Raw genomic sequence first — 25,103 nt, forward strand, 5'->3', positions numbered from 1 at the left:
CGATCGGACGCCGGCACGCAGCCAACGAAAAAGGGCTGGAAAATCCAACCCTGGGAGATCCGGCAAGCTGTGAGCAGCGGGGCGCGGACTGCGTGTTCGGGAAAATCGGGAAAGCCGGGATTATAGCCTATCCGCCATGCACCCGGCCGCGCCGCCGCGCTTTTATGCGCTGTCCACAAGGATCTTACTGATCACGCGGTTTGTCGTGTTCGCGTCGTTCCTGAGCGCTCCGGTTATTGTCTGGCCGCGCAGGCTGATGCTGCTCGGCACGCTGCGGCGCCTGAGGCTGAGCTTGCACTGGCGGCCGCGGCGCTTCACGGTGCGCCTCCGGCTGCTGGCGCTGAGCTTGCTGATGTTGCGCCCGTTGCTGCTCCTGCTGCTGCTGCTGCTGCTGCTGCCGTTGAGCTTGCTCCTGACGCTGCGCCTGTTCCTGTCGCTGCTCCTGCACTCGTTGGGACTGCTGCGCTTGCTGAGCCTGCTGGCGTTGCTGCTGTTGTCGTACTGCCTGCTCGGTGCGGGCCGCATCTTCACGCTGAATCTGCTGCGCCTGATGCTGTGGCGGCTCGGGACGATTCTGATTCTGATGGTTCTGGCGCGGGTCACGTGGTTCGGGCTGCGCCTGCACTGGTGCAGCGGGTGCAGGCCGCGCTGCAGGTGCGGACGGAGCCGGGGGCGTCATATGCGATTGCGGCGCTTGATTCGGCTGGCCCGGCTGGCCCATCAAAGCTTGCGGACGGCCGCCGTTTGGTTGCGGCGGCTGCGGTGGCTGATGCTGATTTGCCTGCGGCGGATTCTGATTCTGTGGCTGCGGACGGCCATCGTTGCCGGCGCGATTATTGCCATTTCCATTGCCTGCTTCCGGGCGAGCTCTGTCATGCGGGAAGCCGCGCGCCGGATCGTGGCGCCACACCATCGGCTGGCGATTGACGGTCACATTGCGGTTCACCGTCACGTTATTGGTGACATTATTGGAGATCCGGTTATTGATGTGCACGTTGTTCACATACACCTGACGCTGACGCCAGTCGGGCCGCGCATCGCTGAACACCGAGCGCACGATGCCGGTGCCGCTACCGAAGAAAATGCTGGCGCTGATCGTGGTGCCGTAGCTCGGTGGACGATAGCGTGGCGGCGGCGCCCAATACACTGGCGGCGCCGACGGCCACCACCAGCTACCGTAGACCACGGTCGGATTGTAATAGGGCACGTAGACCACTTGCGGATTGACCGGCTCGATCACGATGATCTGATCCTGCGCCAGCACGCGCTGCTGATTGGTCGACTGCAGCGTGCCCGCCATTTGCGCGCGCACGCGCAGATTCTGTACGGTATCCATCACTGCCGGCTGTTGCGACAGAAAAGCCTGGCCGAGTCGTTGCATCCAGTCCAGCTTGTCGTTCATCATTGCCAGCACCGATGGAAACTGCACCAGCGACTTCACGCTGGGATCCCAAGGCATCGGCGCCACTGCGCGCGCCAGACCATCACCTTGCAAACCGGGGCGGCTCTCGACGAAGCGCGCGGCTTGCACTACTTCCAGCGGGTAAGTTGCTGCCATCAACACCTGCGCCAGCAGCTCATCAGGATACAAAGCAATCGGTGCCACCATCTGATCCAGATCCTGCTGGCTATAGACGGGCGCTTGCGGTGGCGGGGCGAACTCCTGTGCATGTGCCAGCGGCATTCCCGATACCAGTGAAAACACCAGGCAAGCGGCCCACGCAAGATTATTCTTTTTCACGTTTCTCTCCTTATCGCGCAAGTGTGAAACTGACTCGCAGTCATTGTGAGGAGATGATCCGTCAGTGCGCCTGCGGCAGGTGTAACGAAACTGCAAGCAATGTTTCAGCTCGAATGCTGAAAATGAATTCGGCGTAACAAGTCGCACAGGCAGGGGTGAAAATCGCGTCAGAAATTTGGCGCAAGTTCAGGCGCCATCGCGTTTTCCACAGAAATCAAGAGTCTCTCAAAAGGTCTCTTTTACACGTCGGAAAATTGCGCCCGGAAAATTTATTTTCAATAAAATATAGAAAATGCTGATGAAGTAGTTGACCACTTAGCCGGGTGGAGATATTATCTCGCTTCTCGGAGTGTAGCGCAGCCCGGTAGCGCACCTGGTTTGGGACCAGGGGGTCCAAGGTTCGAATCCTTGTACTCCGACCATACAAAAAACGGGCTGTCGAAAGACAGCCCGTTTTCAATTCCGAAGACGATTTCACGCAGCCTCATTTGTGTTTGATTGTCAGATCTGCCCTTAGCTCAACCGGATAGAGCAATGGCCTTCTAAGCCATAGGTTAGGGGTTCGATTCCCTTAGGGCAGGCCATTTAAATGGATGATCCGGGGCGGAAGTCCAGCAAATTCCCTCGCAGTTCAGATTCTTGCTGAGTCAGTCAGCGGGATGTCTTTATCCGGGCCGCGCCCCCGCTTTACATTTCCACTGCTTCAGACTGCGTTCCCCCCCAAAAGAAAAAATTGCAGGCCCGGCGTTTTCCGCTTCCTTCCTCATGGGCGGGCTCGCGTCAGAACAGTCACGGCGGTTGCAGCCTCAGCCACGGTTCACCTGAATCTGCGCGAGACCGGATCAAGCTTCAATCGAGATTGACCACCATGCGACCGGAGGATTTGCCATCCAATAGATTTGCAGCAGCCTGCGCTACCTCATCCAGACTCAGCGTGGTCGTGATCCGCTCCAGTTTTGAACGATCAATATCCGAGGCCAGGCGCGCCCATGCTTCCTGGCGCAGCGCGATCGGGCACATGACCGAATCGATGCCAAGAAGGCTCACGCCGCGCAGGATGAAAGGCGCAACCGAGCCCGGCAGATCCATTCCCTGTGCGAGTCCGCATGCAGTAACGACGCCTCCATATTTCGTTTGCGCGCAAGCATTGGCCAGCGTGTGCGAACCGACTGAATCGACCACAGCGGCCCAGCGTTCGCGCTGCAATGGTTTACCCGCTGCGGATAACGTATTCCGGTCAATGACGCCGGCGGCACCCAGCCCGCGCAAAAACACTTCCTGTTCCGGTTTTCCGGTTGAGCCTATGACCTGATACCCCCAGCTGCTGAGAATGGAAACTGCAATACTGCCGACGCCGCCGGTGGCGCCGGTGACCAGAATCTCACCGGCGTCCGGCCTGACGCCCGCCTTTTGAATGGCGAGACAAGACAGCATCGCGGTGTAGCCGGCCGTGCCGATCGCCATGCTGTCGGCAGCGGAGAACGCTTCAGGAATGGCAATCAGCCAGTCGCTGCGCAGACGCGCCATTTGTGCCAGACATCCCCAATGGGTTTCGCCGAGGCCCCAGCCATTCACGAGCACCCGAGCACTCGGTTTCCATCGGGGATCGGCTGATTCCAGCACCTCACCGGCGCCGTCAATGCCGGCAACCATGGGCCAGGACCGCACCACCGGGCCACGATTGGTGATGGCGAGCGCGTCTTTATAGTTGATTGTCGAGTGATGAATTCTCACCAGCACCTCACCTTCGGCCAGCTTGTTGTCGTCCAGCGTGTTCCGTTCCAGCAGCGTCAGCGCCGCATTGAAATTTGATTCCGTTTTCTGTAAGTACATTGCTCTGAATGACATGGCGAACCTCGCTTAAATTATTGGCGTTTCATGCGACGCCGGTGAAGACCGGCGCCCGTTTTTCAAAGAAGGCGTTGACGCCTTCAATTGCATCGGGAAGGACTTCGAGCTGACGTGCCGTCAACTGTTCGAATTGTTCGGCAGCGGCAACGCCGCGATCTTCGCCCAGCAATACGCCGCGCTTCACCGCGCTGACAACCGATGGCGCGTTGGCGGCGATCACGGCGGCCAGTTCCATCGCAGCGGCCAACGCCTGTCCCGGCTCGGTCAGTACGCTCACGAAGCCGGCGCGATAGGCGTCGGATGCCGACAAGGGCTTGCCCGTCAGCATCAGGTCCAGCGCCGCCGAGCGCGACATCAGCAGCGGCAGGCGGCCGATCTGCCCCCCCTCGGGCAGCATGCCAAGACGCACGCCGGGCGAACCGAAGGCGGCGTTGCTGCTGGCAACACGGAAGTCGCATGACATCGCCAGAATCAATGCGGCGGCATAACAATGGCCATTGACGGCGGCGATGACCGGCTTCTTCATGGTGAGCGGGCGCAGCATGGGGGTTTCCCCCAAACCGCTCGCGGCATGAGCGCCGGAGGAAATATCCTTCAGATTGTGACCGCTGGAAAACGCCACATCGCCGGCTCCGGTCACCACCACGACACGTATGTTCTGGTCGGCCTCGCATGCATTGAAATGCGCCAGGATGTCGGCCGACATGCTGCCCTCCATCGCATTGCGCTTGGGTTCGTTCGAGATCGTGAGAATGCGGACATGACCCACCGTCTCTGATTTTATTTCTGGCATGATTTTTCCTGGTCAGCAGTAAGCAGTAAGCAATACGAAGGGAAATAAGGGGCGATCAACGCCAGACTTTGTCCTGAGCGTCATAGGCGCCGATGCGCAGATCCGGCTTTTCCTGTCTCAGCACTTTCTTCTGCACGCGTTGAGAATCGGTCAATGGCAGCGCACTGCGGTATTCGAGATAGCGCGGCAATTTGTAGCTGGCCAGAAGCGGCGCGCAGTAAGCAAGGATCACCGCCGGCGTGACGACATCGGCATCGCATCCCGGCGCGAGCTGGATGTAGGCTTTCACCTCTTCCTCGCGATAGGCATCCGGAACCGCAATCACGGCGACATCCTGAACCTCCGGCATGCCGCGGATCACGCTTTCGACTTCGCGCGCGGCGATGTTCTCGCCGCTTCGCCGCACCATGTCTTTCATTCTGCCGAGGATGAACAGATAGCCCTTGTCATCGATCTTTGCGATATCGCCTGTGTGAAACCAGTCATCGTGAAATGCTTCGGCCGTCGCTTCCGGATTCTTGTAATAACCCTTGAGCAAACCGCGGCCACGCACGATCAGTTCACCCGGCTCGCCGGCCGCCAGTTCGCGGCCTTGCTCATCGACTATCCTGAGTTCGCGGAAGGGCGCGGCAATGCCGCAACTCCCTGATCCGCTCATGTTGGCCAGTTCGCGTGCCGGCACGTAGGCGGCGCCGCCTATTTCCGTCATGCCATAAAACTCCTGGCCGCGCACATTGAAGCGGGCTTCGAAGTCGCGGTGATGATCGGGCGCAAATGCAAAAATGGTGGCGATCTTCAACACGTTCTGCGAATCGCTGGGCAAGGGCGCTTGCTTGTAGACCATCTCGAACAGCGCGCAGTAATCGCATCCGTATTTCGCGACGTCCTGCATGAAGCGCTTGGCGCCGGCCTTGCGCGGAATGAACACCGCGCCGCCGCACACCATCGCATTGAGCAGAATCCGTTGCCCCACCATGTAAAAGAGGCTGGAGCCCATGTAGAAGCGGCGCAGCTCCGTGGCAAAAAATGCGCCTGAACTGTAGGCCAGCACCAGCCAGTAATCATTGCTGAGCATGCAGGCCTTGGAGAAGCCGGTGGTGCCGGAGGTGTATTGCAGATTGAGCACGTTCTCGCGATTGCGGCGTATCGCGGGGATAAAGGTATCCCGGCCTTCTTCCATCAATGCATGCCAGGTGCGCGCGCCGGCCGGCGCGGTTTCGCCGATGACGATCAGGCGCCCGGCAGGCATCGGCGTCTCGCCCAGTTCGGCCACGCGCGGCAGGAACTCCTGTTCCACGATCAGGAAGGTGGCATCCGAGGTATCCAGCACGTACTGGATCTCGCGCGCCGTATAGGCGGCATTGACCGGCACCATGACCGCCTGCAGTTTGGACAGCGCCAGCCAGGCCAGCGCGAATTCCTCGCAGTTCCAGGCCATGACGGCGACATGAATATTCTTTCCTATGCCGGCATGAGCGAATGCGGCGGCCGCCTGATCGACGCCTTCCAGCACTTCGCGCCAGTTACGCCGCACATTCTGATCGATGAATTCCCATGCCAGCGATTCGCCGTGAGTTGCGGCCGTGTGCGTGAGCAGGTCATAGATCGATTCCGGTAAATCGATGGCTTCAATACGACGACGAAGTGCATCGGGGTCTTCGGTGCTGAATGCGTTGAACATCATTTCCCTTCTATGCTTGGAGAGGTCATGCCGGATCTTTCGCGGCCTGTCGCGGACGCGAAAAGATTTCGGAGATCAGAAGCGCAACAATCGTCGCGACAATCAGGAGCGTGGCCACAGCGGCGACCACGGGGGTCAGGTCGTCTCTTACGTTGGACCAGATACGCATGGGCAGCGTCTCGTTTCTTCCCATGACGAACAGCGCGACCACCAGTTCATCAAACGATACGAAAAACGCAAATATGTAAGATGAAATCAGCGCCGGCCGCAGCGAGGGCAGGGTAACGAACCACAGCGCCTGCAAAGGGCTGGCGCCCATGACTCTGGCCGCCAGCGACAAGGTATCGCCGCGCTGGCGCAGGGCGCCGGCGACATTGCTGATCACGAACGGCAATGCCAGCAGGCCGTGCGCCATGATGATTCCGGGTATCGAGCCGTACAGATGGAAGCGGCTGAAGATGAGCAGGGTGCCGAGCGCCAGAATGATGACCGGCACCACCTGCGGGCCCAGAAATGCGCCACGCAGCAGCTGATCGACCTGTGTATTTTTGCGCAGGCCGATGGCCGCGAACGTGCCGAGCACGGTGGCCAGCAATGCAGAGCTGAAGGCGATGATCAGACTGCGCATGGTGGCGGCGATCCAGGCTTCGTTGTCAAAAAACTCTGCATACCACTTGACGGTAAAGCCGGTCGGCGGAAATTTCAGATACGTCGTTTCGCTGAATGACATGGGCGCGACCAGAATGACCGGCATCAACAGAAATATGAGCACCAGCACAACGTAGCCAGACAGCAGCCATCGGCTCGGTGCCAATCGGTGAAGTCCGTGGCGAATCATCGCGTACCTCCTTCCGAGCTGAGCTGGGTAAAGCGCCGCAACATGATGCTGGCGGCGCCGACGATCAACAGTCCGGCCACCAGCAAGCTCATGCCAAGGGCGGACGCCAGACTCCAGTCCAGGGTTTCGCTGACCTGTTGGGCGATGACATTTGAAATCATCATGTCTTTCGGGCCGCCGACCAGTGCAGGGGTAATGAAGAAACCCAATGCCAGAACAAAGGTCAGGATGGCCGCGGAAACAGCGCCTCCCGAACTCAGGGGCAGAAAGACGGAAATGAAGGCGCGCAGCGGATTGGCGCCCAGAATTCTGGCCGCGCTGATCAATGAGCGATTGATCGCGGACATCGAGGAGAACATGGTCAGAATCGCAATCGGCAGCAGCACCTGAATCATGGCGGCATACACCGCCCCTCTGGTGTAGAGCAGATGCATGGGCGTAGAGGTGATGCCCAGCGCCTGCGCCAGAGAGTTGATCAGGCCATCGCGACCGAGCAAGACAATCCAGCTGTAGGTCCGGATCAAGACACTGACCCACAGGGGCGTCATGATGAACAGCAGCAGCACACGTTGCTGGCGGGGCGAGCGGCCCGCCAGAAAGTAAGCCACCGGATAACCGAACAGCACGCAGGCCGCACTCACCGTCAACGACAACTTGATCGTATTGAAGAGGATGGTCCGGTACGGACCATCCGCCAATGCACTGCGGAAGAAGGATAGCGTCCATCCCGATTCATCACGCACGCTCCATACGGCTACCTCGCCAACCGGTATGACAAATAACAGGAGAAAAAGAAGCGATGCCGGCAGCAGCGGCCAGTACGGCCAGCGGCTGAGGGATGCTCGCTTCGTGACAGCGATGCTCATGATTGCGCTCTCATTCAGAAGTCAAGGTAGCCTTGAGGGAGTGGATTACTTCAGACGCCAGGCTTGCCAGCGCGCCAGAATTTCCTTCTGGTTATCGGCCCAGTAGTCGGGATTGAACGTGAACTGAAGCGCCAGATTGGCGGGAGCCGTCGGTAATATTTTTGCTTCATCCGCGCTCAGGATTTTGTACATGTCGGGATTGAAGCCGGCGTAGGGCATGTCACGTGCGATTTCCGCCAGACGCTGCGGATCGTTCCAGCAATATTTCATGAAATCCATGGCGGCATTTGCATTCTTCGCCCCCTTTTGAATCGAGTAATAGCTGACGTTCAAAGACCCGCCGTTCCAGATCATCGTGACCGGCACCTTGTCTTTCTGCAATTGCGTAATGCGGCCATTGAATGCGCTGGCATAGAAGACATCGCCCGACGCCAGCAACTGAACCGGCTGCTGGCCGGTGGTCCACCAGACCGTGATGGCCGGCTTGATTTCATCAAGCTTCTTGAAGGCGCGGTCGACGCCGCCCGGCGCCTTCAGGGTGTCATAGACTTTGTCGACCGGCACGCCATCGGCAATCAGCGCGAACTCAAGATTCTCGATGGGCGAGTCGCGCAATGTTCGCGGCCCGGGGAAGCCCTTGGTATCCCAAAAGTCTTTCCAGCCGGTGAAAGGTTTTCCGGCCGGGATCTTGTCAGTGCGGTAGCCGATGGTGGTCGAATAGGCAATCGCGCCCACCGCATAAGGATGCTTGGCCAGCGCAGTCATCTTGTTGTCGGGATCGACGCGCTTCCAGTCGATCGGCTGCAGCCATCCGGCGCGCTGCGAAACGGGAAGCGACGCGCCCTCGGTCGGCGAGATATCCCACAGAATGTTGCCGGTCGTCTGCTGCACGCGGATCTGGGCCAGCGAATCGCCGGTCGATGCCTGGGTCACGGTAATGCCGGTCTGCTTGGCATACGGATCGGTACACACGCGCTTGAGCGTCGCGGCCCAGGCGCCGCCATAATTGGCGAGCACCAGCGACTCTGCATGCGCGGAGAATGCTGTCATTGAAAATGCGGATGCCAAGACTGCTGCGAGGTAGGCTTTTTTCATTTTTGAAACTCCAGGTTTAGCGACAAGAATTCAAGCAAGGACAGACGACGATCAGGCCAGCGATCAGAACAGGATCAGCGATCGGACACCATTACTGCGTCTTCGGGGTGGAAAGTAAGAAATATGGTTTCTCCGCGGCGCGCAACATTGGCCTGATTGGCGCGCGGCTCTCTGAAATGGATGGTGGTTCCGCTGCTGTGCTGGGCACTGTATTCGATGACATCGCCGAGGAACACGGCCTCGCTCAGCGTGACCTCCATCACCACGTCGCCGGCTTTGCGCAGGCGGCGTTCCAGTTTTTCCGGGCGGATGCTCAGGAAATGATCCCCGGTGCCGCCGGCGTCGTGTGCCTGATCCCACTCGATGCCGACTTGCGGCAGAGAGATCTTTCCCGGTTTGCCCAGATCCATCTTGAGGAGATTGGTCTGTCCGATGAACTGCGCGACGAAACGGGAGCTGGGGCGGTCATACATTTCCATCGGGCTGCCGATCTGTTCGATGCGGCCGTCGCGCAACACGACGATCCGATCCGACATGGCAAGGGCTTCGCGCTGGTCGTGCGTGACATAGACAACCGTACAGCCGAGCTGGTGCTGGATCTCCTTGATCTCGAACTGCAAGGCTTCCCGCAGCTTCAGGTCCAATGCGCCCAGCGGCTCGTCCATCAGCAGCACCGGCGGTTCAAATACAATGGCGCGGGCAAACGCCACACGTTGCTGCTGGCCGCCGGACAATTCCTTGGGCATGCGATTTGCGTATTGCTCAAGGCGGACGGTTTCCAGCGCGCGCTTGACCTTGCTGCCGATTTCTCGTTTGTCGGCGCCACGCATGCGCAGGGGAAAGCCGATATTCTGCGCAACCGACATGTGAGGAAACAGGGAGTAATTTTGAAATACCATACCCAGATTCCGTTTTTCCGGAGGCCGGTCGGTGATCGCCTGACCACCGACCAGGATTTCACCGGCGCTTGCCGGGGCAAAGCCGGCCAGGGCGTTCAACACCGTGCTTTTGCCCGAGCCGCTGGAGCCGAGGATGGTCAGAAATTCCCCCGCTGCGACTGACAATGAAAAATCATGGAGAGCCACTACCTCGCCATAATTTTTGCGTACATTGCGAAACTCTATCGTTGCTCCGTTTTTCATCGTCGGGACTGGAAAAGATTAATCGGGGACATCAGGCTTCGGCATATGCCCAAAAGTGGGGCGCACCAATATTTGACACGATGCACAAAATTGGATACAGTGTCATAATTAGATGGTATGTACAATTTTACGGATTGTCAATGGATGTTTCTGTCTGATTTTTTTAAAGACTTGAGGGTTCAAACATGGCCATAGCGGCGCGTACCAGCGATCTGGATGAGGCAGATGGCGTGAAAGTGGAACTGGTCATTGAAGAGGGCGTGCGCTTCGACGTCCTGCTCGACGAAAAAAGTCGTGACCGCAACTTCGGAAAACGGGACCGCACTCGTTTTCAGGTGATGGCATGTGTCGCGCGCCAGCTTCTGGACGAGCCGGCAAAGAATCCATCGATTGAGGCTGTGCTGGACGAAACCGGCCTGTCGCGAGGCACTTTTTACAATAACTTTACCGACATGGACGGCGCCATCGAGACCGTGCTGAGCGCATTCTTCGAGGCGCTGTGGGCGCATCGCCCCAAGGCCGATACGGCAAAGTCGACGCAGGAAAATTACGATCCGCTGTATGACGCGAATCTCTGGTACTGCCAATCCTATGAGACCAACGCCGGCCTTTTCGCGGCGTTCACCCGAGTCGCTGCCTATACGCCGACCTTGCTGCGCATGCGCGAAGAAATGAATGCAAGCTGGGTTGAACGGGTCATCAGCGCGACCGTGAAAAAGCGCGGGCATGCGTTTTCAGCAGCGGAGAGAAAAGCATTCCAGGGCGCATTGCGCCTGATGGTGGCAATGTCGATCGAGGCGCTGCGGGAGCGCTACATCCATCTTGATGCCTTACTGTCCAATTCATTTCCTGATGCGACGGCGATGGCTGTCGGCCTGACGGAAATATGGCAGGAAACGATACAGCGGCACATCAAAAGCTAACAGTCGGTTCAGGCCGCCCGGCCTAAACGGTCGCCGGGAGCAGGCTGCTAAAAGCTACGTTGAGAGGTGCGTTGAGGCGCTTTTCCACAAGCGAAGTCGTACCGGACTGCAGCAGCAGGCGCATGCTTGCATGCCGGAGTTGAACGGTGGGGCGCAGCAAGTCTCACCGCGCTATTGCGGATTGCCCGGCAGATGTGCTTTGAATGCCATTCGACGAAGCGGCCCGCACGGCGATCCCATGCTTGCTCGCACAGACCCTCGATGAGACAGGCCCGAGCAAAATGAAGGCCGCGCCAAAGTCTAGAGTCAAGCGTTTGCCTGAGGCTTTTGAGAGCTCCATTCCGGAGCGTGAACGAAACTCAGCGCGCATGGCTGCGATATCGTTCCAGCGTTAATGCCTGGCCATCATGCGACAGCAGAGTCGCGGCTGCTTCTGCCGCACCTTCAGCGGATTCGGCCACACGGGCCGGCATGGCGGCCTCATAGCCGGCCACTGCGGCATTCCAGTCGGCGCCGTCCGCAAGCGCTGCGATCAGGTGCCGTGCAAGTTCAGCAGCATCGAACATGGCATTGTTGACGCCATCGCCGCCGAACGGCGACATGACGTGGGCCGAGTCGCCGATCAGCGTCAGTCCGCGGCGATGCGTCCAGCAGTGCCCGGGCGGCAAGCTGTAGATCGAGCGAATGGCGTAGCACGCGTTGCTGGCATGAAACAGGTCGATGATATCGGGTGCGTATCCGGCGAATTCGCGCAACAACCGGGCGTGCACCGACGCCGGATCGGTCAGGTCGAAACGCTGTGCAGCCCAGTCGGCCGGCACGCGAAAAATGGCATAGCCACGGATGTGAGCATTACCATTGCGCAATGCAATGATGGCTTTTCCATCGCCTTCGACGCACATTTTTCCTCGTCCAACCAAAGCGGACACAGCCGGGTGGCGGTGGTCGGCGTCATCAATGCCGAACTCCAGAAACGTCAGGCCGCTGTATTGCGGTTGATACGGGGAGAGCAGCGGGCGGATGGCGGACCATGTGCCATCGGCACCGACCACCAGGTCGAACGGCCCCTCACTTGCCGGGCTTTGATCGAAGATCAGATCGTGGCGTCCGTCGTCACGTGTTTCGACTGCGCGCAAGGTGTAACCCCAGCGAACGCAATCCTCGGGCAGGGACGCCAGCAACATGGCGCGCAGAGCGGTGCGGTCGACTTCCGGCCGGTCACCGTCAACGCCGGCATCTTCAAACAAAACATTTCCGGCCATGTCGAGCAGACGCGTGCCTTGATCCTCGTAACGGGCGATGCCAGTGAATTCTTCCATGAGTCCGGCTTGCCGCAAAGCCTCCTGGCCGGAGTCTTCATGCAGATCGAGCGTGCCGCCCTGCGGGCGTTCCAGCGGATGCGTCTCGCGCTCGAAGACTGTTGTCCGAATGCCATGGCAAGCGAGAATGCGCGCCAGCGTCAAGCCGCCAGGGCCGCCGCCGATGATGGCGATACGTAAATTTCTGTTCATGATTTGTTTTTAATCAATTAGAATAGGCGCCTATATAAAAACATAGTCACCTATCCAATGTCAATTCCTTTCGAGCTGAACCCGCAGTCCTGCATGCACATTCATGAAAATCTGCCTTTGCAGGCAATTCGCTCCGGCTATCCATCCAGATCAGCAAACTCGCAGCTCTGCGGATGCAAAGTGCGAGAGCTTGATGTGTTGATCTCTCCGCTGCCGGTTACCGGGCTCGATAGCCTGCAGCGCGGAACACCGAGCTGCGCGCAGAATGAGAAAGGCAAAAGCGTGATGGGTACAAGTAGGGCCGGTTTAGCCAGCATGCGCCAGATCTGCGCAGGCGCATTGATGCATGGGCCGCAGAGAATTTCGCCGGTTTTCAGCAGACCATCGCGAATCCTGATCTGCGGGATCAGGGGACGGGATGCGATGCCTAAGTTTTAGCCGCCAGGAAATTTTTGGGCGGATACAACATTTTCGGCTCAGATCCGTCTTCCTCCATATTGATAAGAGACGGAAAATCAAAAGATGTGCAGGGCTCACTTGCACCCGATTCAAGCGATATCAGACGCTCCACAACAAGAAAGCACCTATGAACGCCCCGGCGACTCCTGCTCCTGCTGCCGTACCCACACAATTTTCGCCTTACCAGAAACGGCTGGTCGGCATGCTTGCCTTCCTGCAGTTCGCCGTCATCCTCGACTTCATGCTGATGTCGCCGCTCGGCGCCGTAATCATGCCCACCATGAACATCGCGCCTTCGCAATTCGGCCTGGTGGTCTCTGCCTATGCATTCAGCGCCGGCTTGTCGGGTTTGCTCACGGCGGGTTTTGCCGATCGTTTCGATCGCAAGAAACTGTTGTTGTTCTTTTATGCCGGCTTCATCCTCGGTACCTTGTGGTGCGGCATGGCGCAAAGCTTCGAAAGCCTGTTGATTGCGCGCATTGTCACGGGCTTGTTCGGCGGCGTGATCGGCTCCATCGTGCTTGCCATTTCGTCCGACCTGTTTCCGCTCTCCATGCGCGGCCGCGTCATGGGCATCATTCAGACCGCCTTCGCCGCCAGTCAGGTGCTGGGCATTCCGATCGGCCTGTACTTGTCGAATCGCTGGAACTGGCATCTGCCGTTCCTGGCCATGGCGGCGCTGGGCTTGCTCGGCGGACTGATCGTGACGTGGAAAATGCAGCCCGTCACCGACCACCTGAATGCTCCGCTTGAACACAGCGCCTGGATTCACCTGCTGCATACCTTGCGTGAACCGCGCTATCTGATCGCCTTCGCCACGACCGGCTTGCTGACTACCGGCGGCTTCATGCTGATGCCGTTCAGCAGTGCGTATCTGGTGGCGAATCTGGGGATAGACTTGTACCACTTGCCGACCGTCTACCTGATCACCGGATTGGGCACCATCTTCAGCGGCCCCCTGATTGGCAGGGCCGCCGACAAATTCGGCAAGTTCCGCGTATTTTTGTTTGGTACTGCACTGTCGATCATCATGGTGCTGATCTATACCCACCTCGGCCGTATCACGCTGCCGTTGGTGGTAGTGGTCAACGTGGCTTTGTTTCTGGGAATTTTCTCGCGCATGATTCCTTTTCAGGCGCTGATCTCATCGGTGCCGGTCGCGAACCAGAGAGGAGCTTTCAATGCCATCAATGCTTCAGTTCAGCAATTGTCCGGCGGCGTGGCCTCAGTGATTGCCGGCCATATCGTCGCACTCGGCACGAACGGCCGCCTGCTGAACTTCGACCTGGTCGGCTACGTCGTGGTCGGGACCTCATTGGTTTCGCTGTTACTGATTTGGCAGCTCGACCGTGGCATTCGGGCACGAGCGGCCGCGGCCGGGTAACACTGATTTATTTGCGGACTCGGCACACCATGCGCGCACCGTCATGAATGATTTTCCTGGCCTGCTGGCAGTTTGCCGAGAGGCGACTCGCCCCTATTGCAGTCTCTTAAAAATCAGTGCTCCAAAAAATACCCCAAAATTTATTTATTCGAGTACAATGCCGCCTCTCGCATACGATCCGGCCTGTAGCGTAATTGCCTCTCGGGTCATTGCTTAAGACTCGATGCCTTTAGCGCAGGCCATTGAAATGAATGGCCAATAGCGTAAGCATTCAGGTTTGAAAAAGTTTTTCGGAGTGTAGCGCAGCCCGGTAGCGCACCTGGTTTGGGACCAGGGGGTCCAAGGTTCGAATCCTTGTACTCCGACCATATATGAAGCGGGGCCATCGAAAGATGGCCCCGTTTTTTATTGTCGAACACGATTTCACGTCGCTTCACCGGCCGCTGTTTCAAGCGCTTGAGCGGGGTGGCGGCAGTTTGGGTTTGAGGCAGATTTGAGCCTTGATTTCAGCCTTGCTCCAGGACTTGCAAGGTCCGCACCGGCATCACGCCGAGTTTGAATACACCCACGGTTTTTTCCAGGCGCTCGGCCTGATCGAGCAAGGATTGCGAGGCGGCCGCCGCCTGTTCGACCAGCGCGGCATTCTGCTGGGTGACCTCATCCATTTGAATGATCGCCAGATTGATTTGTTCGATGCCGTCGCTTTGTTCATGGCTGGCCGAACTGATTTCGGCCACCACATCACTGACCCTCTTTACGCTGTTGACTACCTCGCTCATGGTGCTGCCTGCTTCCGCGACCAGTTTGCTGCCGTTATCCACGGTTTCAACCGAGCTGCTGATGAGCGCCTTGATTTCTTTGGCGGCGGCCGCGCTGCGTTGAGCAAGACTGCGTACTTCGCTGGCCACCACCGCAAAGCCGCGCCCTTGTTCACCTGCACGCGCCGCTTCCACCGCAGCATTGAGCGCCAGGATATTGGTCTGGAAAGCGATTCCGTCTATTACGCTGATGATATCGACGATCTTGTGTGAGGACGCATTGATCCGGCTCATCGTAGCGACCACCTGATCGACCGTCTCGCCACCCTTAAGAGCAACGGCCGATGCTGAGCCGGCCAGCGTATCGGCTTGCCGAGCGTTCTCCGCATTTTGTTTTACGGTTGAGGCCAGTTCTTCCATGGACGATGCGGTTTCTTCCAGCGCGCCGGCCTGTTGCTCGGTGCGTGAAGACAGATCCATATTGCCTCTGGCTATCTCGCCGGACGCCTGTGTGATGGTCTGTGTGCTGCGCCGGACCTCGCCAACGATATCCTGCAAATTGCCGTTCATCGATCTCAAGGCGCGCAGCAAGATGCCGGTTTCGTCTTTTGACGAAGAGTTGATGTCCATCGTCAGATCGCCCGAGGCGACCGCGGTGGCGGCAGTCACCGCTTGATTCAGCGGGCGCGTGATGGAACGCGTGATCAGGAGCGCCGCGATGAAGGAGAACACGACAGCGGCGGCCGACAGAATGATCATGGATCTGATTGCCGTACTGGCCTCATCCTCGTTCTCAAGGCTGCTTTGCTGCATCAGTGATTCCTGAAACTGCGACAACTCCTTCAGGGCATCGAAGTAGCGTTGCTGCTGAGCTCTGACCTCGGTGAACAGGTACTCAACGGCCTCTGCCTTTTTCTGTTGCTGAATCATGGTCAGCAGTACTTCACGCCGCTTGTCGTATTCGACGCCCGTGTTCTTCAGATTCTGGAGCAGTGTCATGCCTTGACTGCTGCTGATGAGGCTGCCCAGTTTTTGCTGCAGCTCGGCAGTCGCCAGATTTCCTTTGCGCAGGAGTTCTATGTAGCGCTTAACCTCCTCATCGTCACGCGAGAGCAGGGCATTGCGGATATTGCGCGCACTGGTGTTGAGTTCTGTGGTCATCTGGGCGGCCAGAGAAACCTTGACGTAGCGGTCATGCACGATCTCTCGGGTGCTGCTCGTCACAGTCTGCAGACTTCTGATTCCCAATGCAGTGATAAGCACCATCAAAACAACCAGTGCCAAAAAGCAAAGACCAAGCCTTACACTAATTTTCACATCAGTGATACGCATATAAGCCCCCCCATGGAGTCGATTTACGGACTTGCCAAAGTCTGAGGAGCTGAAGTCGTCGCGTGGACATCGCTATTGTTGATCTGAGACCTTCAACTCCGAATTCATTATTAGCATAAAAGACAGGCGCCACAAGCGCATTCGGCAAACGGCCTGCAAACATGTCGGCAGGTGTTGTTCTGGTTGCAGTGAATCGCCATCGCTGCATTTTTTGCCGAGGACGGGAGGAAGAAGCTTGTGTTGCGGCAATAAAAAAGCCCCGGCAGGACCGGGGCTTTTTTTATTTATTACGTAACCGTGAATCAACCGCGCGACTCCAGTCGACCATTCACTACGCGAACCTTGTCGCCGGCGCGCCAGTTGTCGGCGGTTTGCGGGAAGCTGCGAATCTTGCCGTTGTCCATGCGGACTTCGACAACGTAGGAGGTAGTGGTGCGCGTGTTTTCTTCGATCTTGTTGCCGGCATAACCACCGCCGACTGCACCGGCTACGGTTGCCAGTGTACGGCCTGTGCCGCCGCCGACCTGATTGCCGAGCAAGCCGCCGACCACTGCGCCGCCGACGATGCCGACGCCGCTGGTTTTAGGATGGCTGGTCACTGTACGGACGCCGGCCACTTCGCCGCAGCTATTGCAGACTTGCGCGGGAGCCGGTTCATTACGTTGCGCCGCCTGATTGCTGATCGGTGCCGAAGAGGCCAGTTGTTGCGGCTGTGCCTGTTGCATCTGTCCGGCTTGTGCCTGCTGATTCATCGCCATTTGTTGTTGCGGCGAATTGGTGCTGTTCGATGTCGGCAGCAGACCCGTGATGGCGGCGACGCCGACCAGGCTGACGAGAATCAGTGCAACTGCAGCTGCAGCGACCAATGGGTGAATGCGATTGGATGTCTTGATAGCGTTTTCCATGAGAGCCTCTCCGGTTTTTGTGATGTTTGTGGATGAGCGAATTATGGCCCACACCAAGGCTGGAAAAAAGCGCGTTCGTGTTGCAGTTGTAAGAAGTTGTAATGCGCAACAATGGCTTAACCGTGCTGGTTTGCGGCCTGTTTTTGTAAAAAATATCGGGCGTGTAGGAGGCCTCCTACAGCATCTTCCGAGTCGCGTAACCGGCTTGAATGTTTCAACTGTGTCTATATCGCTGCCCGCCGGCATCTTTATCAATAGACCTTGCGATAAAGCCCGCAGAAAATCCAGCCACGACAAAACAATAATGCCATCCGGCGCGATGCCGGATGGCTGCATGGAGCAATGCGGCGATTTTGTCGTCCGCGACAGCGGGCCAGAGATCAGGCCAGCTTGCCGCTGTATTTCTCCAGGATATTCCAGGCCTGATCGCCGAATTTCTTGTGCCACTCATCGTAGAAGCGCGCCTGCTGCAGTTTTACGTGAAAGGCCTCGTGATCCGCTTCGTTGACCTGAATCCCCTTGGCCTTCAGATCGCCGATCAGCGACTCGTTGAGTTTGCGCACATCGTCGCGCTGTTTCATGCCTGCCGCGTTGACGTTGGCGGTGACGATATCCTGCAGATCCTTGGGCAAGCGTTCAAATGATTTCTTGTTGCCGAGGAACCAGAAGCCGTCCCACATATGATTGGTCATCGAACAGTACTTCTGCACTTCATACAGCTTGCTGGTGTAGATGATGGCCAGCGGGTTTTCCTGCCCCTGCACGATGCTGGTCTGCAGCGCCGAATACACTTCGGCGAAGTTGATGCTGGTGGGCGAGACCCCGAGCGCCTTGAACATCGAGGTCCATAAAGGGCTGGGCGGCACGCGCAGCTTCATGCCTTTGAGATCGTCCGGGGTCTTGATCGGGCGCGTGTTATTGGTGATCTGGCGATAGCCGTTGTCCCAGATCTTTTCAAACGCAAACAAGGTGCTGCCGGCGACCACCTGCTGTCGCATGTAGGCGCCCAGATCGCCGTCCAGCGCGGCCCAGACCTGGTCGTAACTCTTGAAAGCGAAGCCCATGCCGCTGATCTGTGTGGCCGGCACCAGGGTGCCGAGCGTGAGCGAAGACAGCGTGAAGAAATCGATGGCGCCCGAGCGCACCTGCGCCAGCATGTCGGTATCGCCGCCCAACTGATTGTTCGGATAGACCTGGATCTCGACGCGCCCCTTGGTCTGCTCGCTGATCGCCTTGGCCATCTCGGCGGCGCGGATGTTCATGGGATGCGTCATCGCCAGATTGTTGGCGTACTTCATGACGAATTCGGCGGGTGCCGCTTGCGCCTGCGTGAAGTGCAGGCCGCCGGCGGTGGCGAGCGAAGCGGCCGATACGGTCTTCAGAAAACCGCGGCGGGTGGTGTGATAAGTCATTGTCTCTCTCCGGTATTGGATCGTTTTGATTGACCGTCTTGCGGCTTTTTATTGGTTGAGGTGTTGCGCTTGCTCACTTGGTTCACTGCCTGCTTTGCTGCTTGCTGCTCGATCGTTGGCCGCAATTCCCGGCCTTGAGCGCTTCACATCGTTTGTGCATCGTCACACTGACTGACAAGACGCATGCGACGAGGTGCGCGCAACTGCGACGCCCGCACATCGTGCGCGCCTCGTCCTGCCGTCCGGTGCGATGTTCTGCACCGGACGGAGTTGCGTTTCTTATTGTGGGGAAAGGGGGGAAGGCCGGGAGCGAGAACCGCTCAGGCCGCCTTGCGCTGTTGCTTGACGTAATCGGTCAGCGCTTCATCCGAGCCGGCATGCACCGGCGTGAAATCGCGATGGGCGATGAATTCCGGGCGGGTCGGTTTCTGAATCGCATTCGACACCGCGTTCAGCGTCAGATACACGATGCGGCGCGGATACGGTGTGATGTTGCCGGATGAGCCGTGCACCAGATTCGCGTGGAACATCAATACGCCGCCTGCCTTGCCGGTGGGAGTGACGATGCCGTTCTTTTCGACCAGGTCGGTGACGGTCTGGTTATCCAGCGTCCACAGCGGATAGGACGTGGTTTCCAGATCATGCTCTGATTTCAGCGCGCCCGATTTGTGGCTGCGCGGCACCAGCATCAGCGGCCCGTTGATCGGCATCACATCATCCAGAAACACCGCGATGTTCATGGCGCGCGCATCCGGCATGCCGTCGTCGGCCTGCCAGGTCGGGAAATCCTGATGCCATTGCCAGACTTCGCCGGTGAAGGCGGCCTTGGCGTTGATCTTGAATTGATGCACGTAGACGTCTTCGCCGAACAGTTGCTGCAGCGGTTCCACCAGACGCTTGTGCGAGGCCAGGATGCCGCAGGCTTCGTTATAGGTGTGTGCGGCGAAGGCGGTGCGTGGCGCGCCATTCTTTTCGCGCCAGATTTCAGGACGTTGCTGACTCAGCACATCGCCGGCTTCCTGTTTCAGCAGAGCGACTTCTTCCGGGTTGAAACATTCGGGCATGAACAGATAGCCCAGTTCGTCGAAGTCCTTCAATTGTTGTGCAGTGAGTTTCATCTTTGTCTCCTTGTGGTTGCGGCTTGATTGGCCTTAGGTTGTTGCTTCGGTGTTCTGCGTGCTGATGTGCTCCGTGATGTTTCTTGTTGTTGCTTGTTGTCTCTTGTTGTTCGGGTTGTGCTGTCGGGCATTTATCGTGGGGTGCGATATTTCCGGGGCTCATGCGGTCTGCGCCAGCTGCCGCATGGCGGCGTATTCGGCGCTGGTGAGCACGGCGGCGAGTCGCTCTGCGGCGGTCTCGGCGTGGCTGCGCGCCAGTGTTTCGGCGAGGCCGGCATTGCCGAGCAGGATGGCGTCGAGGATGGCTTCATGCTCATCCCAGACCCGCTCGCGCGGGCGGATGTTGTTGCTCAGAATCGCGCCCATGGCGCGCCGGATATGCTGCCAGTGCAGGGTGGTGGTTTCGGTGATCATGCCGTTGCCCGAGGCGCTGTAGATGAACTGATGAAAGTTCATGTCGGCCAGAATCAGGTCATCCATGGATTGGCCCAGAATGGCCTGGCGACCGGTTGCGATCAGTGCGTGGCCGGCCGCCGCTTCGATTGCATCGGGCGTGTGCTGGAAACGATTCGCGGCCTGACGCGCTGCCAGGGCATCCAGCGCGGCGCGGATCTGGTAGAGGTCGATCAGCTTCTTGGGATCGAGCGGCGTCACCATCACGCCCTTGCGTCCGGCGTCGGCGATGAAGCCCTGGCGCTTGAGCAGATGAATGGCTTGCAGAATCGGCTGGCGCGACACGCCCAGCGTTTCGGCCAGACCTTCTTGTGTGATGCGGACCTCTGGCGCCAGCGTGCCATTGCAAATGGCATCGAGGATAGCCTCGTAGACCGTATCAAGGAGTTGCGTGGGAGCGCTGAGTTTGAGCATCGCGTACCTGCGTTCTGAAGTCCGTGTTCTGTATACAGAATGCTTGGTGCGGAGTCGGATGTCAAATACAAATCGCAGGTTTCGCTTGTGCGCTGCAGAAGCAGCGGGCGGTCGGGGTCAGTGCGCTGAGGGCATCGGTCCGGATGCGGATGCATTAAACGGGGGCACGCAGAAAAGCAAGGCGTCAGCGAATGGGCGCTATGAGTTTGCGCGCTTCCGCCTCATTCGCAAACGCTGTTGTGAGGCTGTCCAGTTTGCGTCGCTTGAGATGCATCTGCCGCCGTGAAACTGCGATATGACTAAGGGATCACTTCAACAATGATTGAAATGATTTTATATTTCAATGATAATTGAAATATTGAATAATATCTCCGGAACAAGGCTCTGATGGAAACCAAAGACACGATTGCGGCGCTGGCCGCGCTTGCTCAGGACTCGCGGCTGGCCGTGTTTCGCTTGCTGGTGCAGGTCGGGCCGGAAGGCATGGCCGCCAGCAAAATCGCCGAGCAGCTCGACGTCTCGCCCTCGGCGCTGTCATTTCACATGAAGGAGCTGGCGCACGCAAAACTGGTGAGCTCGCGCAGCGAAGGGCGCTTTGTGATCTATTCGGCCAATTTTGCAAGGATGAACGAGCTGATCGCCTTCCTCACCGAGAATTGCTGTGGCGGTCAAGCCGGTGCTCCTGTTGCTGTTTGCTGCCCGACTGTGGCCTCAGAGGCGCAGACAGATACGTCTCCGGAGTGATCATGGCGAAAAATGCTAAATCGCTCCAAGCGCACGTCCCGAAGGCTGCCGCGAGCAGCGGCGCGGTGCCATCCATCAGCACATTCGAGCGTTATCTCACGTTCTGGGTGGGCCTATGCATCGTGATCGGCGTGCTGCTGGGACAGGCGTTTCCCGGCAGCGTCAAGGTCATCGGCGCTCTGGAGATTGCCCGCGTCAATTTGCCGGTAGGCGTGCTGATCTGGATCATGATCATTCCGATGCTGTTGAAAATAGACTTTTCGGTCTGGAATCAGGTCAAGGGCCACTGGCGCGGCATCGGCGTGACGCTTTTCATCAATTGGGCCGTCAAGCCGTTTTCCATGGCGTTTCTGGGATGGCTGTTCATCCGGCATTGGTTCGCGCCTTATCTGCCGCCGGAGCAACTGGATTCCTATATCGGCGGTTTGGTGTTGCTGGCGGCTGCGCCTTGCACCGCCATGGTATTTGTCTGGAGCCGTCTGAGCGGCGGCGATCCTTATTTCACCTTGTCGCAGGTGGCGCTCAACGATCTGATCATGATTTTTGCATTTGCACCGCTGGTGGGTCTGTTGCTCGGCGTATCCAGCATCGCGGTGCCGTGGGACACGCTGTCGGCTTCGGTGCTGTTGTACATCGTGGCGCCGGTATTCATTGCCCAGGTGTGCCGGCGCTTGCTGCTGCGTCGCGGGCAGTTCGTGTTTGACCGCGTGATGGCGCGCATCCAGCCAGTTTCAACGGCTGCCTTGCTGTTGATGCTGGTGCTGTTGTTTGCATTTCAGGGCGACGCCATCCTGGCCCAGCCGCTGGTGCTGGCCTTGCTGGCGGTGCCGATTCTGATTCAGGTCTTGTTCAACTCGGCGCTGGCTTACTGGCTCAACCGCGTGGCGGGCGAAAAGCATGCGGTGGCCTGCCCGTCGGCGTTGATCGGGGCGTCCAATTTTTTTGAATTGGCGGTGGCGTCGGCGATCAGTCTGTTTGGCTTTGAATCCGGCGCAGCGCTGGCGACCGTGGTCGGCGTGCTGATTGAAGTGCCGCTCATGCTGCTGGTCGTTTCGGTCGTGAATCGCAGTCGCAGCTGGTACGAAGCCGGGATTTAACTTTTGAGGAGTCATTTCAATGAGCATCATCATTTATCACAATCCTGACTGCGGCACCTCGCGCAATACGCTGGCCATGATACGCAACAGCGGCGACGAACCCGTGATCATCGAGTATCTTTCGCAAGTTCCGACCAGGGCAACACTGATCAGGATGATCGCAGACGCCGGCCTCAGCGTGCGCGAGGCGATGCGCGTCAAGGGCACGCCCTGCATCGAGCTGGGCCTGGATAATCCACAACTGAGCGATGCGCTGTTGCTGGATGCCATGCTGATGCACCCGGTTCTGATCAATCGTCCATTCGTGGTGACCTCGATGGGCACCCGTTTGTGCCGCCCGTCTGAACTGGTGCTGGATATTCTGCCGCGTCCGCAGCAGACCGCGTTCAGCAAGGAGGACGGTGAGCGGGTAGTGGACGAGGAGGGGCGCCGTGTTGCCGCCGCTCGCTGATCTTCCGCTGATCGATGCCGGTGCTTTCAGGATGCCGCATGCGACCGGTTTCGACGGCATCGCGCGATCGTCCCATGCACCGCGTTTCTTGCTGCTCTATGGCTCGCTGCGCGAGCGATCCTACAGCCGCTTGCTGAGCCTGGAAGCGGCGCGGCTGTTCAGATGCGCATTCTCGGTCGCTGGATGCGCATGATCACCATCCCCAACCAGTCTTCGGTGGCCAAGGCCTTCATGGAGTTCGACGACGCCGGTCGCATGAAGCCGTCGGCTTACTATGAGCGGGTGGTTGACGTCATGGAGGAGCTCTACAAATTCACCTTGCTGACGCGCGATGCATCCTCGTATCTGACGGATCGGTACAGCGAACGGCGCGAGAGTGCCGAGGCACTCAGCAAGCGCGTGAACCAGCCGTCGATCTGAACTCTCCATTCGTCGCGACGGAATGCCGCAACACCGTGCCATTAATGAAAAAGCCCCGTCGAACGGGGCTTTTTCATTTGCGGTAAAACATCCGGCTGGCGCCGGATCCTTGCGATCAGTCTTCGCGGCGCAGGTGAGGAAACAGGATCACGTCGCGGATGTTCGGCGAATCGGTGATCAGCATCATCAGGCGGTCGATGCCGATACCGCAACCGCCGGCCGGCGGCATGCCGTATTCCAGCGCGCGGATGTAGTCGGCGTCGTAATACATGGCTTCTTCGTCGCCGGCATCCTTTGCAGCGACTTGTGCCTGGAAGCGTGCCGCCTGGTCTTCGGCGTCGTTCAGTTCGGAGAAGCCGTTGGCGATTTCACGACCGGTGATGAACAGTTCGAAGCGCTCGGTGATGCCGGCCACGGTGTCGGAGGCGCGCGCCAGCGGCGACACTTCGACCGGATAATCGATGATGTAAGTCGGTTCCCACAATTGCGATTCGGCGGTTTCTTCGAACAACGCCAGTTGCAGCGCGCCGATGCCGGCCTTGGCCAGTGGCGCCTGGTCGGTCTTGACGCCGAACTTCTTGAGCGCAGTGCGCAGGAAGTCGATGTCGGCCAATTGCTCATCGGTATATTCCGGCGCGTACTTCTTGATCGCGCCGGTGATGGTCAGGCGCTGGAAGGGCTTGGCCAGATCCAGTTCGCGGCCCTGATAGGTCAGGGTGGCGGTGCCGTGGGCATCGATGGCGGCCTGGCGGATCACCTGTTCGGTGAAGGTCATCAGCCATTGGTAATCGACGTAGGCCGCATAGAATTCCATCATCGTGAATTCGGGATTGTGGCGCGGCGACACGCCTTCGTTGCGGAAGTTGCGGTTGACTTCGAACACGCGGTTGAAGCCGCCGACCACCAGACGCTTCAGATACAGCTCAGGCGCGATACGCAGGAACATCTGCATGTCCAGCGCGTTGTGATGGGTGATGAATGGCTTGGCTGCTGCGCCGCCCGGAATGGTATGCAGCATCGGCGTTTCGACTTCCATGAAGTCGTTCTTTTCCATGAAGCGGCGGATCGACGACATCGCGGCGGTACGCGCCTTGAAGGTGCGGCGCGTTTCTTCGCTCATGATCAGATCGACGTAACGCTGACGATACTTGGTTTCCTGATCCGACAGACCATGGAACTTGTCCGGCAGCGGACGCAGCGACTTGGTGATCAGGCGCAGGCCGGTCACCTTGACCGACAGCTCGCCGGTCTTGGTCTTGAACAACGTGCCTTCGGCACCGAGGATGTCGCCCAGATCGTAATGCTTGAAGGCGCCGTGCAATTCCGGGCCGGTCACGTCATTGGTGATGTAGAGCTGCATGCGGCCGTCGGCGCGCAGGCCGGAGGCGTCTTGCAGGGTCGCGAACGATGCCTTGCCCATCACGCGCTTCAGCATCATGCGGCCGGCGATCGAGACCTGAACCGGATTGGCTTCCAGCGCTTCGTTGTCGAGCGCGTCGTATTGCGCGTGCAGATCCGCAGCCTTGTGCTCAGGACGGAAATCGTTGGGGAAGGCGACGCCTTGTTCACGGATCGCGGCGAGCTTATTGCGGCGTTCGGCGATGATCGCGTTTTCATCTACGGGCGGCTGCTGCGCCGGCTGCGCGGCGTTGTCGTTTTGTGTGGTCATGATATGAAATCGTTAAGGTGCGACAGATGTGCAAGGGGCAAGTGTG

20 protein-coding genes, 3 tRNA genes and 1 pseudogene are annotated in these 25,103 nt (G+C 58.5%); 9 read left to right on the forward strand and 15 right to left on the reverse strand.

Annotated features, from left to right (window positions below; translation table 11 throughout):
• Positions 1–184 precede the first annotated feature (184 nt).
• Entirely contained in the window at positions 185–1,741 is a 1,557-nt protein-coding gene (locus tag PQR62_RS16390) for a DUF3300 domain-containing protein (protein WP_408159060.1), read from the reverse strand.
• 345 nt (positions 1,742–2,086) lie between these two features.
• On the opposite strand from PQR62_RS16390, the gene PQR62_RS16395 reads away from it, so the two are divergent.
• Together PQR62_RS16395 and PQR62_RS16400 are read left to right on the forward strand one after the other, a co-directional pair.
• Positions 2,087–2,163 (forward strand) — tRNA-Pro (locus PQR62_RS16395).
• Positions 2,164–2,248: 85 nt separating this feature from the next.
• Positions 2,249–2,325, forward strand: a tRNA-Arg gene (locus tag PQR62_RS16400).
• Positions 2,326–2,590: 265 nt separating this feature from the next.
• On the opposite strand, the gene acuI is transcribed toward PQR62_RS16400, so the two are convergent.
• From acuI to PQR62_RS16435, 7 genes are all read right to left on the reverse strand, one after another.
• Positions 2,591–3,589: an acrylyl-CoA reductase (NADPH) gene (gene acuI, locus PQR62_RS16405; RefSeq protein WP_408159061.1), complete on the reverse strand. Its 999-nt coding sequence runs from the start codon at positions 3,587–3,589 to the stop codon at positions 2,591–2,593.
• Positions 3,590–3,617: 28 nt separating this feature from the next.
• On the reverse strand, positions 3,618–4,385 hold the full coding sequence (locus PQR62_RS16410) for an enoyl-CoA hydratase/isomerase family protein (protein ID WP_408159062.1): 768 nt from the start codon (positions 4,383–4,385) through the stop codon (positions 3,618–3,620).
• A 55-nt stretch (positions 4,386–4,440) separates the two neighbouring features.
• Positions 4,441–6,069, reverse strand: coding sequence for a class I adenylate-forming enzyme family protein (locus PQR62_RS16415; RefSeq protein ID WP_408159063.1), 1,629 nt, complete (start codon positions 6,067–6,069; stop codon positions 4,441–4,443).
• 22 nt (positions 6,070–6,091) lie between these two features.
• On the reverse strand, positions 6,092–6,796 hold the full coding sequence (locus PQR62_RS16420; protein WP_408159064.1) for an ABC transporter permease: 705 nt from the start codon (positions 6,794–6,796) through the stop codon (positions 6,092–6,094).
• Between the two features lie 104 nt (positions 6,797–6,900).
• Entirely contained in the window at positions 6,901–7,647 is a 747-nt protein-coding gene (locus tag PQR62_RS16425) for an ABC transporter permease (RefSeq protein WP_408159065.1), read from the reverse strand.
• Positions 7,648–7,815: 168 nt separating this feature from the next.
• Positions 7,816–8,820: an ABC transporter substrate-binding protein gene (locus PQR62_RS16430; protein WP_408159066.1), complete on the reverse strand. Its 1,005-nt coding sequence runs from the start codon at positions 8,818–8,820 to the stop codon at positions 7,816–7,818.
• A gap of 119 nt (positions 8,821–8,939) precedes the next feature.
• The gene (locus PQR62_RS16435) at positions 8,940–10,007 is read right to left on the reverse strand and encodes an ABC transporter ATP-binding protein (protein ID WP_408159067.1); all 1,068 of its coding nucleotides are present in this window, start codon (positions 10,005–10,007) and stop codon (positions 8,940–8,942) included.
• Positions 10,008–10,192: 185 nt separating this feature from the next.
• On the opposite strand from PQR62_RS16435, the gene PQR62_RS16440 reads away from it, so the two are divergent.
• A complete protein-coding gene (locus PQR62_RS16440) occupies positions 10,193–10,930 on the forward strand; it encodes a TetR/AcrR family transcriptional regulator (protein WP_408159068.1) in 738 nt (245 codons plus the stop codon).
• Positions 10,931–11,289: 359 nt separating this feature from the next.
• Here PQR62_RS16440 and PQR62_RS16445 read toward each other — a convergent pair whose 3' ends face one another.
• Entirely contained in the window at positions 11,290–12,441 is a 1,152-nt protein-coding gene (locus tag PQR62_RS16445) for an FAD-dependent oxidoreductase (protein ID WP_408159069.1), read from the reverse strand.
• A 586-nt stretch (positions 12,442–13,027) separates the two neighbouring features.
• Here PQR62_RS16445 and PQR62_RS16450 point away from each other — a divergent pair.
• The gene (locus tag PQR62_RS16450; RefSeq protein ID WP_408159070.1) at positions 13,028–14,284 is read left to right on the forward strand and encodes an MFS transporter; all 1,257 of its coding nucleotides are present in this window, start codon (positions 13,028–13,030) and stop codon (positions 14,282–14,284) included.
• Positions 14,285–14,575: 291 nt separating this feature from the next.
• Positions 14,576–14,652, forward strand: a tRNA-Pro gene (locus tag PQR62_RS16455).
• A gap of 138 nt (positions 14,653–14,790) precedes the next feature.
• Here PQR62_RS16455 and PQR62_RS16460 read toward each other — a convergent pair.
• The 5 genes from PQR62_RS16460 to PQR62_RS16480 all read right to left on the reverse strand — a co-directional run bounded on the left by PQR62_RS16460 (position 14,791) and on the right by PQR62_RS16480 (position 20,676).
• Entirely contained in the window at positions 14,791–16,374 is a 1,584-nt protein-coding gene (locus PQR62_RS16460) for a methyl-accepting chemotaxis protein (protein ID WP_408159071.1), read from the reverse strand.
• Positions 16,375–16,676: 302 nt separating this feature from the next.
• The gene (locus PQR62_RS16465) at positions 16,677–17,279 is read right to left on the reverse strand and encodes a glycine zipper 2TM domain-containing protein (protein ID WP_408159072.1); all 603 of its coding nucleotides are present in this window, start codon (positions 17,277–17,279) and stop codon (positions 16,677–16,679) included.
• 380 nt (positions 17,280–17,659) lie between these two features.
• Positions 17,660–18,691, reverse strand: coding sequence for a TRAP transporter substrate-binding protein (locus PQR62_RS16470; protein WP_408159073.1), 1,032 nt, complete (start codon positions 18,689–18,691; stop codon positions 17,660–17,662).
• 320 nt (positions 18,692–19,011) lie between these two features.
• On the reverse strand, positions 19,012–19,809 hold the full coding sequence (locus PQR62_RS16475) for a phytanoyl-CoA dioxygenase family protein (RefSeq protein ID WP_408159074.1): 798 nt from the start codon (positions 19,807–19,809) through the stop codon (positions 19,012–19,014).
• Between the two features lie 159 nt (positions 19,810–19,968).
• Positions 19,969–20,676, reverse strand: a complete 708-nt coding sequence (locus PQR62_RS16480; protein WP_408159075.1) for a GntR family transcriptional regulator — start codon at positions 20,674–20,676, stop codon at positions 19,969–19,971.
• A 387-nt stretch (positions 20,677–21,063) separates the two neighbouring features.
• On the opposite strand from PQR62_RS16480, the gene PQR62_RS16485 reads away from it, so the two are divergent.
• The 4 genes and pseudogenes from PQR62_RS16485 (at position 21,064) to PQR62_RS16500 (ending at position 23,388) form a co-directional block, all read left to right on the forward strand.
• Entirely contained in the window at positions 21,064–21,420 is a 357-nt protein-coding gene (locus PQR62_RS16485) for an ArsR/SmtB family transcription factor (RefSeq protein ID WP_408159076.1), read from the forward strand.
• Between the two features lie 2 nt (positions 21,421–21,422).
• The gene (arsB, locus tag PQR62_RS16490; protein ID WP_408159077.1) at positions 21,423–22,517 is read left to right on the forward strand and encodes an ACR3 family arsenite efflux transporter; all 1,095 of its coding nucleotides are present in this window, start codon (positions 21,423–21,425) and stop codon (positions 22,515–22,517) included.
• A 19-nt stretch (positions 22,518–22,536) separates the two neighbouring features.
• The gene (gene arsC, locus PQR62_RS16495) at positions 22,537–22,968 is read left to right on the forward strand and encodes an arsenate reductase (glutaredoxin) (RefSeq protein WP_408159078.1); all 432 of its coding nucleotides are present in this window, start codon (positions 22,537–22,539) and stop codon (positions 22,966–22,968) included.
• 31 nt (positions 22,969–22,999) lie between these two features.
• Positions 23,000–23,388, forward strand: a pseudogene (locus PQR62_RS16500) (NADPH-dependent FMN reductase family protein).
• 115 nt (positions 23,389–23,503) lie between these two features.
• On the opposite strand, the gene lysS reads toward PQR62_RS16500, so the two are convergent.
• Positions 23,504–25,057 (reverse strand): lysine--tRNA ligase, encoded by a 1,554-nt coding sequence (gene lysS / locus PQR62_RS16505; RefSeq protein ID WP_408159079.1) that lies wholly within the window; start codon positions 25,055–25,057, stop codon positions 23,504–23,506.
• Between the last annotated feature and the right edge of the window lie 46 nt (positions 25,058–25,103).

This window comes from Herbaspirillum lusitanum, assembly GCF_046025995.1.
GTDB lineage: Bacteria > Pseudomonadota > Gammaproteobacteria > Burkholderiales > Burkholderiaceae_D > Herbaspirillum > Herbaspirillum lusitanum_A.

Coding starts and splice junctions, on each gene's coding strand:
- PQR62_RS16485 (WP_408159076.1), top strand. CDS start 21,064: ATGGAAACCAAAGACACGATTGCGGCGCTGGCCGCGCTTGCTCAGGAC.
- PQR62_RS16465 (WP_408159072.1), bottom strand. CDS start 17,279: ATGGAAAACGCTATCAAGACATCCAATCGCATTCACCCATTGGTCGCT.
- PQR62_RS16470 (WP_408159073.1), bottom strand. CDS start 18,691: ATGACTTATCACACCACCCGCCGCGGTTTTCTGAAGACCGTATCGGCC.
- PQR62_RS16410 (WP_408159062.1), bottom strand. CDS start 4,385: ATGCCAGAAATAAAATCAGAGACGGTGGGTCATGTCCGCATTCTCACG.
- PQR62_RS16420 (WP_408159064.1), bottom strand. CDS start 6,796: ATGTCATTCAGCGAAACGACGTATCTGAAATTTCCGCCGACCGGCTTT.
- arsB (WP_408159077.1), top strand. CDS start 21,423: ATGGCGAAAAATGCTAAATCGCTCCAAGCGCACGTCCCGAAGGCTGCC.
- PQR62_RS16475 (WP_408159074.1), bottom strand. CDS start 19,809: ATGAAACTCACTGCACAACAATTGAAGGACTTCGACGAACTGGGCTAT.
- PQR62_RS16480 (WP_408159075.1), bottom strand. CDS start 20,676: ATGCTCAAACTCAGCGCTCCCACGCAACTCCTTGATACGGTCTACGAG.
- PQR62_RS16460 (WP_408159071.1), bottom strand. CDS start 16,374: ATGCGTATCACTGATGTGAAAATTAGTGTAAGGCTTGGTCTTTGCTTT.
- PQR62_RS16445 (WP_408159069.1), bottom strand. CDS start 12,441: ATGAACAGAAATTTACGTATCGCCATCATCGGCGGCGGCCCTGGCGGC.
- PQR62_RS16415 (WP_408159063.1), bottom strand. CDS start 6,069: ATGATGTTCAACGCATTCAGCACCGAAGACCCCGATGCACTTCGTCGT.
- PQR62_RS16435 (WP_408159067.1), bottom strand. CDS start 10,007: ATGAAAAACGGAGCAACGATAGAGTTTCGCAATGTACGCAAAAATTAT.
- PQR62_RS16430 (WP_408159066.1), bottom strand. CDS start 8,820: ATGACAGCATTCTCCGCGCATGCAGAGTCGCTGGTGCTCGCCAATTAT.
- PQR62_RS16440 (WP_408159068.1), top strand. CDS start 10,193: ATGGCCATAGCGGCGCGTACCAGCGATCTGGATGAGGCAGATGGCGTG.
- acuI (WP_408159061.1), bottom strand. CDS start 3,589: ATGTCATTCAGAGCAATGTACTTACAGAAAACGGAATCAAATTTCAAT.
- arsC (WP_408159078.1), top strand. CDS start 22,537: ATGAGCATCATCATTTATCACAATCCTGACTGCGGCACCTCGCGCAAT.
- lysS (WP_408159079.1), bottom strand. CDS start 25,057: ATGACCACACAAAACGACAACGCCGCGCAGCCGGCGCAGCAGCCGCCC.
- PQR62_RS16450 (WP_408159070.1), top strand. CDS start 13,028: ATGAACGCCCCGGCGACTCCTGCTCCTGCTGCCGTACCCACACAATTT.